16 protein-coding genes are annotated in these 14975 nt (G+C 70.6%); 4 read left to right on the top strand and 12 right to left on the bottom strand.

Annotated features, from left to right (window positions below):
- Positions 1-45: 45 nt before the first annotated feature.
- The 4 genes from BXA10_RS09855 to BXA10_RS09840 form a co-directional block, all read right to left on the bottom strand.
- Positions 46-570: a hypothetical protein gene (locus BXA10_RS09855; protein WP_076469992.1), complete on the bottom strand. Its 525-nt coding sequence runs from the start codon at positions 568-570 to the stop codon at positions 46-48.
- Positions 571-723: 153 nt separating this feature from the next.
- Complete coding sequence (gene pdxY, locus BXA10_RS09850; protein ID WP_076469991.1) at positions 724-1575, bottom strand: pyridoxal kinase PdxY; 852 nt, start codon at positions 1573-1575, stop codon at positions 724-726.
- A gap of 77 nt (positions 1576-1652) precedes the next feature.
- A complete protein-coding gene (locus tag BXA10_RS09845) occupies positions 1653-2516 on the bottom strand; it encodes an ATP-grasp domain-containing protein (RefSeq protein ID WP_076469990.1) in 864 nt (287 codons plus the stop codon).
- A 60-nt stretch (positions 2517-2576) separates the two neighbouring features.
- Positions 2577-3503 carry an acetamidase/formamidase family protein gene (locus tag BXA10_RS09840; protein WP_076469989.1) on the bottom strand — a complete coding sequence of 309 codons (927 nt, stop codon included), beginning with the start codon at positions 3501-3503 and terminating at the stop codon, positions 2577-2579.
- Between the two features lie 225 nt (positions 3504-3728).
- Between BXA10_RS09840 and BXA10_RS09835 the strand changes: the two genes are divergently transcribed.
- Entirely contained in the window at positions 3729-5588 is a 1860-nt protein-coding gene (locus BXA10_RS09835) for a CocE/NonD family hydrolase (RefSeq protein WP_175649156.1), read from the top strand.
- An 80-nt stretch (positions 5589-5668) separates the two neighbouring features.
- Here BXA10_RS09835 and BXA10_RS09830 read toward each other — a convergent pair whose 3' ends face one another.
- Genes BXA10_RS09830 through BXA10_RS09820 form a run of 3 tightly spaced genes read right to left on the bottom strand, consistent with a single transcriptional unit; the run spans position 5669 to position 8496 of the window.
- Positions 5669-6382 carry an NADPH-dependent F420 reductase gene (locus BXA10_RS09830; RefSeq protein ID WP_076469987.1) on the bottom strand — a complete coding sequence of 238 codons (714 nt, stop codon included), beginning with the start codon at positions 6380-6382 and terminating at the stop codon, positions 5669-5671.
- 40 nt (positions 6383-6422) lie between these two features.
- A complete protein-coding gene (locus tag BXA10_RS09825; RefSeq protein WP_076469986.1) occupies positions 6423-7454 on the bottom strand; it encodes an LLM class flavin-dependent oxidoreductase in 1032 nt (343 codons plus the stop codon).
- The gene (locus tag BXA10_RS09820) at positions 7447-8496 is read right to left on the bottom strand and encodes an LLM class flavin-dependent oxidoreductase (protein WP_076469985.1); all 1050 of its coding nucleotides are present in this window, start codon (positions 8494-8496) and stop codon (positions 7447-7449) included. Before BXA10_RS09820 ends, BXA10_RS09825 begins: the two co-directional genes overlap by 8 nt.
- Before the next feature lie 114 nt (positions 8497-8610).
- On the opposite strand from BXA10_RS09820, the gene BXA10_RS09815 reads away from it, so the two are divergent.
- Positions 8611-9099: a MarR family winged helix-turn-helix transcriptional regulator gene (locus BXA10_RS09815; protein WP_076470254.1), complete on the top strand. Its 489-nt coding sequence runs from the start codon at positions 8611-8613 to the stop codon at positions 9097-9099.
- Here the strand turns inward: BXA10_RS09815 and BXA10_RS09810 are convergent, their stop codons facing one another.
- Positions 9100-9696, bottom strand: a complete 597-nt coding sequence (locus BXA10_RS09810; RefSeq protein WP_076469984.1) for a GNAT family N-acetyltransferase — start codon at positions 9694-9696, stop codon at positions 9100-9102.
- Between the two features lie 124 nt (positions 9697-9820).
- Between BXA10_RS09810 and BXA10_RS09805 the strand changes: the two genes are divergently transcribed.
- Positions 9821-10609 carry a protein phosphatase 2C domain-containing protein gene (locus BXA10_RS09805; RefSeq protein ID WP_076470253.1) on the top strand — a complete coding sequence of 263 codons (789 nt, stop codon included), beginning with the start codon at positions 9821-9823 and terminating at the stop codon, positions 10607-10609.
- Here BXA10_RS09805 and BXA10_RS09800 read toward each other — a convergent pair.
- Positions 10596-11798, bottom strand: coding sequence for a cytochrome P450 (locus tag BXA10_RS09800; protein WP_076469983.1), 1203 nt, complete (start codon positions 11796-11798; stop codon positions 10596-10598). The genes BXA10_RS09805 and BXA10_RS09800 overlap by 14 nt on opposite strands.
- 151 nt (positions 11799-11949) lie before the next feature.
- On the opposite strand from BXA10_RS09800, the gene BXA10_RS09795 reads away from it, so the two are divergent.
- Positions 11950-12498 (top strand): DUF488 domain-containing protein, encoded by a 549-nt coding sequence (locus BXA10_RS09795; protein ID WP_076470252.1) that lies wholly within the window; start codon positions 11950-11952, stop codon positions 12496-12498.
- A gap of 59 nt (positions 12499-12557) precedes the next feature.
- Here BXA10_RS09795 and BXA10_RS09790 read toward each other — a convergent pair whose 3' ends face one another.
- From BXA10_RS09790 to BXA10_RS09780, 3 genes are all read right to left on the bottom strand, one after another.
- Complete coding sequence (locus tag BXA10_RS09790) at positions 12558-13001, bottom strand: group III truncated hemoglobin (protein ID WP_076469982.1); 444 nt, start codon at positions 12999-13001, stop codon at positions 12558-12560.
- Between the two features lie 78 nt (positions 13002-13079).
- Positions 13080-14288, bottom strand: a complete 1209-nt coding sequence (locus tag BXA10_RS09785; RefSeq protein ID WP_076469981.1) for a globin domain-containing protein — start codon at positions 14286-14288, stop codon at positions 13080-13082.
- Between the two features lie 52 nt (positions 14289-14340).
- Positions 14341-14766 carry an RrF2 family transcriptional regulator gene (locus tag BXA10_RS09780; protein ID WP_076469980.1) on the bottom strand — a complete coding sequence of 142 codons (426 nt, stop codon included), beginning with the start codon at positions 14764-14766 and terminating at the stop codon, positions 14341-14343.
- Between the last annotated feature and the right edge of the window lie 209 nt (positions 14767-14975).

The raw sequence follows: 14975 nt of genomic DNA, 5'->3' as shown, positions 1-14975 counted from the left end.
ACGTACGCCGGTGATCAAACCGAAGCGCCGCGGTCCACGGCGGCATCAGTAGCCGTAGCGGGCGCGCAGGTAGACCGAAAGGCCTTCGTCCTCGCGGAGCACGACCACGTCGCCGTCCACCGGATCTCCTGGCCGCTGGAACACCAGATAGGACTCCGCGTCGAAACGCCACCCGAACGTGTCCGGCACCGCGGAGGCCGGAAACGGAAAGGCGTCGTCGGTCGGCGCCATGGCGGACGGCTGTGCGGGCACCGCGCTGAACTCAGCCAGGATCCGGTCCAGGCACTCCTGTGACGTGGTGAAGTGCAGGTACAACTCCCCCATCGGCCCGGTCATGTCCTCGGGATTGCTGTAACGGAGGCCATCCACGTCGCAGGGGAGACTGAGCCGGTAGTGCGGCAGCATGTCCTCCTCGAAATCCCCCCGCGTCACCCCGAAGATGCCGTCCGGATGCCGATACGGCCTCGGCCCCCAGAAGTGCGCGGGCGGATAGAGCCACACCGCCAGCCCTACCACCACCAGTACGGCCACACCCCAGCGCCACGCCCGGCGCTCGAGCCACCGATTCATGCCCGTCACGGTGTTCGACCCTACGGACGGGACAAGCTGTCCGCAGTCCCACCGGATGTCGCCGGCTCAGGCCAAGATCTCAACGTGCTGCGATCTGTCGAGCAGCCGCCCCGACCTGTTCGGAGACTCGGGACCGGTCGGCAGGCCGCCGGGTCAGCGCAGCCGCCGGGCGGTGAAGCTCGCCGGTGGCTCGGCGATCGCGTCCTGGGCCGCGATCAGCTGGATCTCCCGGGTACCCGCCGCGAGGGTCGCCTCGAGTACGGCGAAGACTGAGGCGATGGTGCGCTCCAGGGCCGTCGCGGGCGAGCCGGTCGTCGACAGGTGCGCCAGGTACAGCGCGGCGGTGATGTCGCCGCCGCCGTTCGGGTTGATCGGCAGCAGCGGCGTGGTGACCGCCCACGCGCCCTCGTCCGAGACCGCCACCACCTCCAGCGACCCCTCCGGCACGTCGCCGTGCAGCACGCTCGTGACCAGGACGTGCCGCGGCCCGGTGGCGCGCACCGTGTCGACGGCGTCCAGCACCTCCGCCAACGAGTTCGTCGTCCGGCCGGCGAGGAAGTCCAGCTCGAAGTGGTTCGGGGTGATGATGTCCGCGCGCGGGACGACGACGTCGCGCATGTACTCCGGGATGCCGGGCCGGACGAACATCCCACGGCCGATGTCACCCATCACCGGGTCGCAGCAGTACACCGCGTCGGGGTTGGCCGCCTTGACCTTGTCCACCGCGTCGAGGATCACCGCGCCCATCGCGGGATCACCCTGGTAGCCGGACAGCATCGCGTCGGCGCTGCCGAGGACCCCGCGGTCCTCGATGCCGGCGATCACCTCGGCCACGTCGGCGGGCGCCAGCAGCGGCCCGCGCCACGCGCCGTACCCGGTGTGGTTGGAGAAGTGAACCGTCAGCACCGGCCAGACCTCGTGCCCGAGCCGCTGAAGGGGGAAAGTGGCCGCCGAGTTGCCGACGTGGCCGTACGCGACCGAAGACTGGATGGACAAGATTCTCACCGGCCCATCATGGCGGTTCCCGGCGGCGTCACACGCACTGCCCGCCGCGTTTTGTCGGGTGACCCACTCCCGACGGCTCAAGCCCGGACGGCGGCTTCTCCCCCGGCCAGGGCCGCGATGATCTCCGCGGGCGCGACGCCGGCCGGCCGGTCGCTGACCTGCCCGTCACCGAGTTCCACGACCCGCCACACACCGTCGGCGCGCAACGCGAGGTCCACGGTGACGAACGGCAGGGCCACCGCACCGACGAACGGGGCGAGCCAGTCCAGGTCGAGCCGGCCCGTCGGTCGCGCCTCCGGCGTGTCCGGGTGCGGTCCCACCAGGACACACCTGCCCTCCACCCACCAGGTCCGCACCTCCGCCGAGGTGAACGACTCGAACTCACGCAGCACGAACCCGCCGACGAAGTCGTCGTCCCGCAGCTGCCTCATCCGGGAGGCCACCCGCCACGCGTGGTCGGCATCCGCGATGTCCGGGATGAACGCCGCCTCGTCCCAGTGGTGCTTGGCCGACTTCACGTAGTCGCGCAGGACTGCCGGGCCGGCGCCGAGTTCGAGCCGCGCGCGGTCGAAGTCCGCACGGCCCGGGCCTGTCGTCCACACCGAGCGCGGCGTCACCGGTGCCAGCGCCGGATACCAGCCGGGCAACTCGTGTGCCCGGCGGTACTGCTCGGCGCTCGTGCGCGCAGTCACGCCACGCTCGGCGAGCAGTTGCGCGAGAGCAGCGTACCGATCGCTGGTGAGCATCCAGCCCCGGTAGACGGCGGTCTCCCCGACGGGCAGGGACGGCACGGCTCGCTCCGGTTCCTCACCCCGAGCCAACCCGTCGTGATCAACCACAGCGACGGTCAGACCGGCCTCGCGGGCCGCCCGCGCCTCCGCGGCGAAGTGCTCATCGGGACGGCGCGGTCGCAGCGGATCCGAAGGAACGAGTAGCAACACGCTCCGGATCCTGCCCGGTCCGACGGCCGCACTGCCACCCGGTGGCGACCCGCGTCGGGATCAGCGCAGCGCGCCGTCGCGGAGCACCGCGTGCGCGCCGACGGTCTGGTTGACGATCTGCGTCACCCGCACGTCGACCGCGACGCTGGCCAGCGCCACCGCGTCGGGGCGGCTGAGCCCGTGCTGCCGTTGCATCAGGGTCAGCATCGAGTCCAGCGCCATGAAGGTGGCGTCGTCGAGGGTCGCGCCGACGCCGAGCGTCAGCCAGGCGTCCGCGGTACGGGCCACCGGGCCGGTGACCGGGAAGTCGTCGCGTACGTCGACGGTCAGGCGCACCTCTTCCATCGGGCATTCGATCGCGGTGCCGCCGACCTCCCCGTCTCCCTGCGCGGCGTGTCCGTCCCCTACCGAGAACAGCGCTCCGTCGACCGGAATCGGCAGCAGCAGGGTGCTGCCGGCGGTCAGCTCCTTGCAGTCCAGGTTGCCGCCCCAGGGACGGGGCGGGACCGTCGAGTGCAGGCCCGGCTCCGCGGGCGGCATGCCGAGCACCCCCATGAAGGGACGCAACGCCACCGTGTGACCGTGCTGGTTGCGGCCGACCATCGCCACCGGATCGAGTTCCCAGACGTGCACCACGCCCTCGTCCTCGACGCCGTACCGCTCGTTGAGTCCGCTCGGCCAGCCGCCGGCCACTGTGGTTCCCCAGGTTGCCGGGACGACCGCGTCGATGCGTACCTCGAGGGTCTGGCCGGCGCGGGCGCCGCGGACCGCGACCGGACCGATCAGCGCATGCCCGTGGTCTGGCTGGTACTGCGGGACCCGGGCCCGATCCCGGTTCCGCCCTCCCTCGTACGGGCCGGCCGACCACCAGCAGTCCAGCGTGCGGTAGGTGACCGTGTCGCCCGCGTCGATGGTGAGCACCGGCGGAAGGTCCGGGGAGAAGTGTCCGTGCAGCGTCTCGTCGCCTGGCGCGAGGATGTGTCGCATCTGCGCAGGCTAGTTGCCGGCCCGGGGAACGGGGTAGCTCCCCGCCCCGCCGGCCGGTGCGGCACGACATATGTCGTAACCGAGCAGAGCCCACCCGCTACGGATGGTCATTGACCCGGCCGACAGATATCGATGACCATTCATCAGCCATGTGTCTCTGGAGCTGACGGAGGTAGGGGCATGGGATTTGCGCGGCGATTGACAGCCGTCGGAGCGATCGTCGGAATGGCGATCGTGAGTGCGCCCGCAGTGGCGAGCGCCGAGGTGGAAGCGCCCGGCATCGTGCTCGAGAACGGGGTGACCCAGCCGGTCTTCTCGTACGACGAGGCAATTCAGGAGGTCGTCTACGTCGAGGCGCCGATGGACAGTGACGCCGACGGCCGCCGGGATCTGATCGCGGTCGACGTGGTCCGGCCGGCGGAGACCGAGGCGGGCATGCGGGTGCCGATCATCATGGAGGCCAGCCCGTACTTCGGCCGGGACGCCGGTGATCCACTGCCGGATCAGACGCGCGGCTTCCCCGGCTGGTGGGACGAGTACTTCGTCCCCCGGGGCTACGCCGTCGTGCAGGTGGAGATGCAGGGCACGTCCCGATCGTTCGGTTGCCCCACCACCGGCGGGCCCGAGGACACGATCAGCATCAAGGCGGTCGTGGACTGGCTCAACGGGCGCGCCCCGGGCTTCCACCACGACGGAAGCGTGGCGGTCGCCGACTGGAGCACCGGCAACGTGGGCATGCAGGGCGTCTCGTACGTCGGCACCCTGCCCAACGCGGTCGCCACCCAGGGCGTGCCCGGCCTGCGGACCGTGGTGCCGATCTCCGCGATCTCCAGCTGGTACCGGTACGTGAACGACCAGGGGGTCGCCTGGTCGACCTGGAGCGAGAACGTCGACTTCCGGTACACCGAGTACCTCGCCGACTACGTCTCCGTCGGCCGGACACTCCCCGGCTCGGTTTCGGCGCCGGCCTGCGAGTCGGTCATCACCGGGATCGGCGACGCCGAGGAGGCCAGCGCCTCCGACTTCACCCCGTTCTGGCAGGAGCGGAGCTACCTACCGGACGCCAACAAGATCAAGACGGTCGGCACGTCCGTCTTCATGGTGCACGGTCTCACCGACTTCAACGTCAAGACCATGCACTTCGCCGACCTCTGGCGTGAGATCGAGAAGCGCAACATGCCCCGCAAGATCTGGCTGCACCGCGGCGCGCACGTGAACCCGACCAGCTTCCGGCTGCCGGAGTGGCAGGCGGTCATGCACCGGTGGATGGACTACTGGCTGTACGACATCCCGAACGGGGTCATGGACGAACCGATGGCGGACATCCAGCGTCCCGACGGCAGCTGGGAGACCCACTCGACCTGGCCGGACGCCGACGCCAAGGACGTCGACCTGAGCTTCGGCCCGACCACGGACGGCGCGGCGGGCACCCTGTCCTCGCAGGCGCCGGGCGGCAACCCCACGCAGAGCTTCGTCGACCAGCGCGAGTCGCAGGCGATCAAGGTCGGCAACGCCGAGCAGGCCAAGCCGGGCCGGCTCGCCTACGTGACTCCGCCGCTCGCGTCCGACGTACGCCTCTCCGGCACGCCCGAGCTGGCGGTCCGGATGTCGACGACGGCCGAGACCGCGCTGCTGTCGGCCATGCTCGTCGACTACGGCGCGGGGCCGACCGTCACCGTGGCGGGCAAGGAGCCGCTGGAGGTGGTCCAGGAGTCGTGCGAGCCTGCGGACCTGGCCAGCGGCACCGGGTGCGCCGAACCGATGGAGACGAACGTGGAGATCACCCCCGAGCGCGTCCTGGCGTGGGGCCACATCGACGTCAAGAACTCGCCGGACCTGCGGCGGAGCCAGCCGCTGACGCCCGGCAAGCAGTACAACGTGAAGTGGAAGACCCTTCCGTCCGAGCACGTGATCCCGGCCGGGCACCGGATCGGGCTCGTCATCACCGGCAACTACGACGCGAACCCGTCGTCGAACCGGCCGGCCCGTGACACGGCCGCCATCGGCAGCGAGATCACGGTGTACCTGAACGGCAGCACCGTGACGCTTCCGGTCGTCGGAGGCAGGGACGCCCTGGGCTTCTGACCGGGAAGCATTGCCGATCGGGTAGACCAGCCGGCGGGCCCCTCACCAGCATCTTCCAGGTGAGGGGCCCGTTCGTCCGGTCAGGCCGTCCCTTCCGGGCTTCCGGCTCGCGCGGCGGCAACGGCCCGGCCGCGTTCCGAGTCCGGAAAACGGTCGAGCATGGCCCGCACCTCGTCGGCGCTCACGTTGGCGCCGAACAACTCGCTACCCGGTTCGAGCCGTACGCCCTCGGCCAGCGGGCCGGCGACGACCGGGTCGAAGCCGAGCCGGTCCACGAGGGATGCGACGACCGCGAGGTCGGCGGTGTCGTCGCCGGCGATCGCGATGGCCTTGCGGCCGGCGGCGCCGGCGGGCCGCGCCTCGTCCTCGAGGTCGTGATATCCCATGTGGTTGAACGCCTTGACGACGCGGGAATCGGGCAGGAACGCCTGGACGGTCTCGCTCGACGAGGTGCGCGGGTCGGTGAGGTCGTCGCGGATCCCGTCGATCTCCCACCAGTAGTTCATGGCGTCGACGACGAGCTTGCCGCGCAGCGCCTCGGCGGGAATGCTGCGGTACCTGCCCAGCGGAAGGGCGAGGATCACGATGTCGGCGCCGGCAGCCTCGGCCGCGGTGGTGGCGACGGCTCCGGGTGTGAGCACCTCGATGGTGAGGGCGATCCTCGCCGGGTCACCGGATCCGGCGATGAGCACCCGGTAGCCGGCGGCGACGGCAAGGCGGGCGAGCACGGTGCCCACCTTGCCGGCACCGAGGATGCCGAGGGTCTGTGGCGCGTTCCGGACGCTGTCGTCCATGTCTTCCTTCCGGATTCTGATCTGAAGTCCGTGGAACCGGTCAGCCGGCCAGGATGTCGCGGACCATCGGGATCACCTTGCTGCCGTACAGCTCCACGGCACGCATCCGGGCGCTCACCGGCTGCGCGCCGGCGGTGTAGATGAGGTCGAACCGGCCGACGCCGAGGCTGCGGATCGCACCCGCCATGCGGCGGGCCACGGTCTCCGGCGAGCCGATGTAGAGGGAACCCTGCGCCACCTCGGAGTCGAACTCCTCGCGGCGGATCGGCGGCCAGCCGCGCAGCTTGCCGATCCGATCCCGCATGACCCGGTAGTGCGGCCAGAACAGTTCCTTCGCCTGCTCGTCGGTGTCGGCGATGAAGCCCGGCGAGTGCATCCCGACCGGGTACGCGGTCGTGCCGAACTGCTCGGCCGCCCGCCGGTACAGGTCGATGTAGGGCGCGAAGCGCTCCGGATTGCCGCCGATGATGGCGAGCATCAGCGGGAAACCGTAGTGGGCGGTACGCACGACCGACTGCGGCGAACCACCGACGCCGACCCAGGTGTTGAGGTGACCCGATTCGGTCTTCGGGAAGACGTCGGCGTTCTCGAGCGGGGCACGGACGCTGCCGCTCCAGGTGACCGGCTTCTCCTCCAGCAGCTTCGCGAACAGCTCGATCTTCTCCTCGAAGAGCACGTCGTAGTCGCGCAGGTCGTAGCCGAAGAGCGGGAAGGACTCGGTGAACGAGCCGCGTCCGAGGATGACCTCGGCGCGGCCGTTCGACAGCGCGTCCACCGTCGCGAAGCGCTGGAACACCCGGACCGGGTCGTCCGAACTCAGCACGGTCACGCCGGACGCGAGCCGGATGCGCGAGGTACGGGTGGCGATTCCCGCCAGCACGGTCTCCGGCGTCGACACCGAGTACTCCGGCCGGTGGTGCTCGCCGAGGGCGATGACATCGACGCCGAGGTCGTCCGCGAGCACCGCCTCCTCGACGACCTGCCGGATCGCCACGGCGTGGGAGACGGGCCTACCGGCGTCGTCCTCCGGCACGTCACCGAAGGTGTCGAGACCGAACTCGAGGTCAGACATGGGCGGACTCCTTCGCTAGCAGCTCGCGGACCCGCGGAGCGACCTCGCTGCCGAGCAGCTCGATGGTGCGCGCGCGTGCCTCGCGAGGCAGGTGCATGATGTCGTACTTCAGGTCGAAGCGGTTCAGCCGCAGGTCACGGGCCACGGTCGCGATCTTTTGTGCGACCGTCTCGGGCGATCCGACGAACAGCGCCCCCTGGTCGATCTCGGCCTGGTAGCGCCTGCGGTCCGGCTTGTAGAAGCCGCGTTCCTCGGCGAGCGCCGTCACGACCGGCTGCCAGTACCGCCACCAGGTCTCCACGGCCTCCTCGTCGGTGTCCGCGACGAGGCCGAGCGAGTGCTGCCCGATCGGCTGCACGGGATGCCCGAACTGTTCGAGCGCCCGATGGTAGAGGTCGACGTGTCCGGCGAACCGCTGTGGACGCCCGCCGATGATCGCGAGCATGAGCGGTAGTCCGTAGCGGGCGGCGCGGATCACCGAGTTCGGGCTCCCGCCGACGCCGATCCAGGTCGGGATCCCGCCTGGGCGCATCCGCGGATGAAGTCGCTGCCTGACCAGCGGGCTGCGGACGGTACCGGACCAGGTGACCGGTTCGTCCTGCTGAAGCCGTACGAAGAGGTCGAGCTTCTCCTCGAACAGCCGCTCGTAGTCCGCGAGGTCGTAGCCGAACAACGGGAACGACTCGGTCGCCGACGCGCGTCCGAGGACGATCTGGGCGCGGCCGTTCGACACCGCGTCGAGGGTCGAGAACTCGTGGTAGAGCCGTACCGGATCGTTGGTGCTGAGCACCGTGACCGAGGTGCCGAGCCGGATCCGCTCGGTCGCCGTCGCGATCGCCGCGAGCAGCACCGGCGTCGCCGAGTCGTTGTGACCCTCCCGGTAGTGCTCACCCACGCTGAACACGTCCAGCCCGACCGACTCCGCGAGCCGCGCCTCGTCGACGAGCAGCCGCACGGTCTCGGCATCACTGAGCAGCCGGCCGCCGTCCGTGGCCACCTCTCCGAACGAGTCGAGCCCCAGTTCGAAGCCTTCGGTCGTCACCGTCTCCTCCTCACGCTCGCACCAGTCGGGGTACCCCCTACCGCCGAGCTCCCTCGACGATTGACATGTCAAACATGTTAGCTTTGGATTGACATGTCAACCCGGGAGGCGAACATGACGAAGGACACACCGCGGCAGGGCGGACGCCAACTGCCGACCGCGGAGGAGCTCCGGATCTGGCGCGACTTCATCGAGACGACGGACGTGCTCCGGTCCCGAATCGCGTCACGCCTCCAGAGCGAGTCCGCGCTGTCGCCGGGCGACTACGCCGTACTGCTCGCCCTCACCGAAGCCCCGGAACAGCAGATGCGCTCCTCCGAACTCGCGGCGCACATCGGCTGGGAACGCAGCCGGCTCTCCCATCACCTCGGGCGGATGGAGCGGCGCGGCCTCATCCGCCGGCAGGAGTGCGCGACCGATCCGCGCGGAGCGGAGGTCCACCTCACGGCTGCGGGCGCCGAAGCGTTTCGCGGATCCACCGTGCCGCATCTGCGCGCCATCCGCGAACTCTTCGTCGACGCGCTCACCCCGGATCAGCTCGTCGCCGCCGGCGAGATCGCCGCGGCGCTGCGCGCCCACCTCGACACCCGGCAGGCGAAATGATCAGGCGCTCGGCTCGTCGCCCCGGATGCGGGCGTGCAGGTGCATGTCGTGTCGGCCGTCGGAGTGGACGGCGTCGCTCCGCTTGGTGCCCTCCAGGAGAAAACCGGACTTGACGGCCACCCGGCAGGAGGCCAGGTTGCGGGTCGAGTGATCCAACTCCAGGCGGTGGAAGCCGGCCTCGCCGAGGGCCCAGTCGCTCAGGGCCGTGAGCGCGCCGGACGCTACGCCCGCACCACGGGCGGCTGGGAGTACCCAGTACGCGCACTCGGCGACACCGTCATCGAGGTCGATCCCGCGCATCGCGATGCGCCCCAGCACCTCGCCACCGCCGCGGGTGACGGCCCAATGTGCGCCCTTCTCCTGCGCCCAGTCCTGGCGATACCGGTCGAACCATGCCCGGACCTCTTCCTCGGACGCGGGCCGGCGGGTGTGCCATCGCTGGATCTCGGGGTCACGATAGGCGGCGAGGAAGACCGGGACGTCGGTCGCTTCCCAGGGGCGCAGCAGCAGATCGGCGGGGGCCGCGAGCACGGGTTGCGGGCCGGCGGCCAGCGTGCCGGCCGGGATGGTGGGCGGCGTCGAGAGGGCTGACGTCATCGCCCATCCTTTCCCGGCGGTCGGCGCGCGTGTCAAGCCCTCAATGCGTACGCTCCGACCGCGCGGCGGCTGCACGATCCGCGCCCCGATCGGCGAGAGGCGGCGACCCGACATGCAAGTGACGATGACGACCGCTGTGGCACGGACCGGCCGGGTCAACGAGGACTTCGCCGGTGCGGTGCCGACGGCCGTGGTGCTGATCGACGGCGCCGGCATTCCCGGCACCGAATCGATCTGCCGGCACGGCGTCGCCTGGTACGCCCACCGCCTGGGCGGCAGCCTCCTCGGCCTGGTGTCACTCGCGCGGGACGCCAGCCTCGCGACGCTCCTCGCCGAGGCCATCGAGCAGGTGACGGACGAGCATCGGGACACCTGCGACGTCGCCAACCCCATCAGTCCCTCGGCCACCGTCGCCATCCTGCGTGTGGTCGGCGGCCGCGTCGAGCACCTGGTGCTCGGCGACTCGGTCCTCGTCCTCGACCGCACGGACCGCACGCCACTCGTGATCTCCGATCCCCGCGAAGTGGTCGTCAGCCGGTCGTACCAGTCCGCGATCGAGGCCACCGTCGAGGGCAGCGCCGAGCACCACCGGCTCCTGCGGGAACTGCGCGCCAACCGGAACCAGCCGGGCGGCTTCTGGGTCGCCAAGGACGATCCACGCGCGGCCGAGGAGGCGATCACCGGCGGCTGTCCGGCCGCCGAGCTGACCAGTGCCGTACTGCTCAGCAACGGAGCCAGCCGCATCGTGGACCGGTTCGCCCTCGCCGACTGGCCGGAGGTCCTGACGGTCCTGGCGTCCAGCGGCCCCGCCGAGATCATCCGTCGGGTCCGGCAGGCGGAGGCGCGTCACGCGGTGACGGCGGACGACGCGACCATCGCGTACTGCACCGACCTCGCTGTCAGCCAGTGGTGACCGGGAGCGTGGCGTAGCCGCGCAGCACCAGGCGGTCGCGGCGTTCGGCCGGACCGGCCAGGCTCAGCCGGGGCAGCATGGTCAGCAGCAGCGGGAACGCGACCTGGGCCTCCAGCCGGGCCAGCGGCGCCCCGAGGCAGTAGTGTGCGCCACCGCCGAACGAGACCGGCTGGATGTTCGGACGGTCCGGGTCGAACCGGTGCGGGTCCGGGTAGCGGGCCGGGTCCCGGTTGGCGGCGCCGAGCAGCATGGTGACGTCCGCGCCGCCCGGTAGGCTCAGCCCGTCGCCGAGGTCCAGTGGAACGGTCGTGAGCCGGCCGGTGAGCTGCACCGGGGAGTCGTACCGCAGGATCTCCTCGACGAACGCGGGCGCGAGGTGCGGGTCGGCCCGCAACCGGTCCGCCTGCTCAGGACGCTCCAGCAGGAGCTTGATGCCGCTGCCGAGCAGGTTCGTGGTGGTCTCGAAGCCGGCGACGAGCAGCAGCACCAGGTTGGCGAGCAACTCCTCGCCGGTCAAGCCGGTACCGCCGGTCTCGTCGTGCACGGCGACGAGCGCGCTCGTCAGGTCCTCCTGTGGGGCCCGGCGACGCTCCTCGATCAGGTCGACGAAGTAGGCCTCGAGTTCCCGGCCCGCCACGTCGGCGAGCCGCATCTCCTCCTCCGTGCTGATCGGCTCCAGCACCACGGTCAGGTCCGCGGCCCGCTGCCGGAACCACGAGCGGTCCGCCTCCGGGACGCCGAGCAGCGCGCAGATCACCCCGATGGGCAGCGGGAACGCGAAGGCGCTCATGAAGTCCGCGCTGGCCGGCATCGACTTGATCAGGTCCTCGGCCTGATTTGCGATGACGTCGCGCATCTCGGCGACGCGGCGGGCCGTGAAGGTGGCCGAGGCGGCACGGCGTACCCGGCCGTGGTCCGGGGGGTTGGTCTGCAGCATGGACAGCACTATCGAGGCGACGCCGCGGTTACGCCGCCAGTCCGGCCAGAAACCGTCGTAGTCGTTGGCGTCGGCGATGCGCAGGGTCGGCTCGCGCAGCAGCCGGTTCGTGAGCGCGTGGGTGGTGACGAACCAGCGGCCGTCGGGCGCCTGGAAGATCGGTGAGTGCGCCCGGAGCACGTCGTAGGCCGGGTACGGGTCGACCCGTCCCTCCGGCAGGAACAGCGACGCCAGCGCGGTCTGGTGGTCCATCTCCGTGCCTCCCCTGTAGATGGATGTGCCGTCTCGCATCATGCCCGGCGATGCTCACGTTCTGCTCGGCCTCGGCCTCGGCCGGCAGGCGTCGCGGCAGGAGGGACCTGGAAAGCCGACGCCGCTCACGGCGACGCGGGATGATCTGGTCATGCAGGCGGCAGACGACACGCCGGCCCTACTGACGGTCGGCCACGGACCGTTGTCCCGTGCCGCGCTCGGCCGCCTGCTGACCGACGCCGCCGTAAGTCTGATAGTCGATGTACGCCGCTTTCCCGGCAGCCGCGCCAACCCCGACGTCCGGCGGGACGCGTTGGCGCAGTGGCTGCCGGAACTGGGGATCGAGTACCGCTGGGAGGAGCGCCTCGGTGGCCGACGGCATCTGCCGGCTGGTACACCGGCACACGACGGGTGGTGGACCGTCCCCGCGTTCCGCGCCTACGCCGCCCACACCCGCACACCACCGTTCCTGGCAGCGCTGGACCTCGTGCTCGAACAAGCCGCGTCGAGCCCGACCGCGGTCATGTGCAGCGAGAGCGTCTGGTGGCGTTGTCACCGCCGGCTGATCGCCGACGTCACGATCCTGAGCCGTGCCGTGCCGGTACGTCACCTCATGCCGGACGGACGGTTGACGCCGCATACCGTGGCGGCCGGGGCCCGGCTGCGTCCCGACGGAGCCGTCGAGTGGACCGGCGGCTGAGGGGCCGCCACGCCGGCCTACGCGGTGGCGAGGGCTGACGGCAGACTCATCGACATCTCCTATCCCTGCGGGGGGTCTTCGTGCGCGCGGAGCGTCGGACCGGCCACCGGGACGGGGCTCTGGCTGGGCGGACGACCGGCCAGCCGGCGGCGCATCGACCCGGCGATCCGACCGGCCTGGAGCTTCGCGTACTCGGCGTGGGGCCCGGCGTGCCGGTCGTCGATGGTGGCAGCCCAGAGCGTGAGCCAGCGCGTGAAGTGCCGTTCGGTCAGCGGTTCCAGCCGGTGCAGAGCGAAGTGGAGCTGAAGGGCGTTGCGCCGGTAGGTGCCGGCCTTGAAGATCACGGTCTCCCAGAAGTCACACATGATCGGGAGGTGCCGGTCGAGGTCGAGCTTCGCCACATCGACGAAGACGTGCCCGAGCAGGTCGTCGGCGAAGGCGCGGGAGTAGAAGTCGGTGACGATACCGGCGATGTCGCCACGGTCCCTGATGTCGGTCACCATCTCCGGCGCTCCTTTCTCACGGGGCGGGCGGCGAGGTCGAGGTTCCGGGCAGGCCCGGAACCTCGACCCGAGCCCTGGTCAGCGGCTACCGGCCCACGCGTCGGAGCCGAAGACCTCGTACCGGATCTGGGTGCCGGGTACGCCCCGCTCCCGGAGCCGGCCGCGGACCGCCTGCATGAACGGGAGCGGTCCGCACAGGTACACCTGCGCCTCGGGGGTCAGTGGGATCTCGTCGACCTCGATCCGCCCGGCGCGGACCTCGGTCGACCCGTCGAACTCGCGCGACGTGGGCTGCTCGTACCAGACCAGGTGCCGGAAGGAGCGCAGTCGGGCTCCGCTGCCGATGATGTCGGGTCGCAGGCAGTGTCGTTCGAGGCTGCGTTCGGCGTGCGCGACGACGACATCGCGGTTCGGTTCCGCCCGGGAGACGTGGTCGAGGATCGCGGCCATCGGCGTGATCCCGACGCCGGCGCTGACCAGCACCAACGGGGCGGTTCCGGCGGTCAGGGTGAGATCGCCGTAGGGAGCGCTCACCGCCAGCCGGTCTCCCGTGCGAACGTGGTCGACGAGATGGCTCGACACGACCCCGTCCGGTGCCCCACCGACGCCCCGCACCCGGCGCACGGTGATCCGCAGCCCGCCCAGCCCGTGGGCCGCCTGGGACAACGAGTACTGGCGGATCTGCCGTCCGCCGTCCGGCAGGTCGACGGCGACACTGACGTACTGCCCCGCCCGATAGCTCGGCGTCGGTGACCCGTCGGCACTGGTCAGCACGAACGAGACGGTGTCCTGTGCCTCCTCGCGTCGGTGGCTCACCACCACTTCCCGCCACGGATGATCCGGATCGACCTCCGCGTCGGCGTACAGCCGGGCCTCGAGCCCGATCAGGCGGCAGGCGAACAGCCAGTAGACCTCGTCCCAGGCGGCGGCCACCTCCGGGGTGACCGCGTCGCCGAGCACGGCGCCGACCGCGTTCAGCAGGTATCGACCGACGATCGTGTACTGCTCCGGCCGGATGCCGAGCGAGGCATGCCGGTGCGCGATGCGGCGCACCACCGGGTCGAAGGGCGCCCCCTCGCCCACCAGGTCCGCTGCGAAGGCGACCACGGCGCCGGCGAGTGCCTTGCGCTGCTCACCGCTGGCCTGCGCGCTACGGCTGAACAGGCGCAGCAGTTCCGGGTTCTCGGTGAGCATGGTGTCGTAGAAGAGCCCGGTGATTGTTTCGATGTGTGCGCGGACGGCGGGCAGCGTGGCGCGCACGGTCGCTTCGTGCTTGATGGACAGCACGGCTTCTCCGATCAGCTGTGGTGGATCGATGACCCGGGGCGGGCCCCGACACTCACCTGGTGGTGAGCGACAGGAGCAGATCCCGGGTCGGCGGATGCAGCAGATCGCCGATGGTCACCTCGTCGAGGCTGGCGTAGAAGGCCTCCTGCGCGCGGCGGAGGGCGCCACGGAGCCGGCAACCGGCCCGCAGTGGGCAGGCGGGCGCATCGCACCTGACCACCTCCTCGTCGGCCTCGAGCCGACGGATGAGGCCACCGATGCTCACCGAATTCGCGCCGTCCGCGAGCAGGACACCGCCGCCACGGCCCCGGATCGTCTCGATCAGCCCCAGACGCTGGAGCCGCTGGACGATCTTCGCGAGGTGGTTCCGTGGTACCTCGAGGGACTGCGCCAGTTCATCGACGGTGGTCCTACCGTCCCGGGTCCCCATGAGCATCACGACTCGGAGACCGATGTCCGTCGACTGATTGAGCTGCACATGGGCAGCCTACCAAAACAGGTATTTCAGAGTCCTGTTATGTGGGTCGGTTCACGCCTGCTCGCCGGAGCCCGCACACACCCAGCGCCGTAGTGTCCACCGTCGTGCCCGCGGCCTAGTACGGCAGTGACAGTTCGTGAGCTGGCTGTTCAGGGGTCAGTCGATGAGCCCGTTGGCTCGTGCTTTCCACAGCTCTTGCCGCGCTTGTT

The organism is Micromonospora avicenniae (assembly GCF_900156065.1).
GTDB classification, from domain to species: Bacteria; Actinomycetota; Actinomycetes; order Mycobacteriales; family Micromonosporaceae; genus Micromonospora; species Micromonospora avicenniae.
The sequence above is the reverse complement of the archived record's forward strand: the minus strand, read 5'-3'. Positions and strand labels throughout refer to the sequence as shown.

Coding starts and splice junctions, on each gene's coding strand:
- BXA10_RS09835 (WP_175649156.1), top strand. CDS start 3,729: ATGGCGATCGTGAGTGCGCCCGCAGTGGCGAGCGCCGAGGTGGAAGCG.
- BXA10_RS09855 (WP_076469992.1), bottom strand. CDS start 570: ATGAATCGGTGGCTCGAGCGCCGGGCGTGGCGCTGGGGTGTGGCCGTA.
- BXA10_RS09840 (WP_076469989.1), bottom strand. CDS start 3,503: ATGCGACACATCCTCGCGCCAGGCGACGAGACGCTGCACGGACACTTC.
- BXA10_RS09800 (WP_076469983.1), bottom strand. CDS start 11,798: ATGGACCACCAGACCGCGCTGGCGTCGCTGTTCCTGCCGGAGGGACGG.
- BXA10_RS09795 (WP_076470252.1), top strand. CDS start 11,950: ATGCAGGCGGCAGACGACACGCCGGCCCTACTGACGGTCGGCCACGGA.
- BXA10_RS09825 (WP_076469986.1), bottom strand. CDS start 7,454: ATGTCTGACCTCGAGTTCGGTCTCGACACCTTCGGTGACGTGCCGGAG.
- BXA10_RS09815 (WP_076470254.1), top strand. CDS start 8,611: ATGACGAAGGACACACCGCGGCAGGGCGGACGCCAACTGCCGACCGCG.
- BXA10_RS09830 (WP_076469987.1), bottom strand. CDS start 6,382: ATGGACGACAGCGTCCGGAACGCGCCACAGACCCTCGGCATCCTCGGT.
- BXA10_RS09790 (WP_076469982.1), bottom strand. CDS start 13,001: ATGGTGACCGACATCAGGGACCGTGGCGACATCGCCGGTATCGTCACC.
- BXA10_RS09810 (WP_076469984.1), bottom strand. CDS start 9,696: ATGACGTCAGCCCTCTCGACGCCGCCCACCATCCCGGCCGGCACGCTG.
- BXA10_RS09805 (WP_076470253.1), top strand. CDS start 9,821: ATGACGACCGCTGTGGCACGGACCGGCCGGGTCAACGAGGACTTCGCC.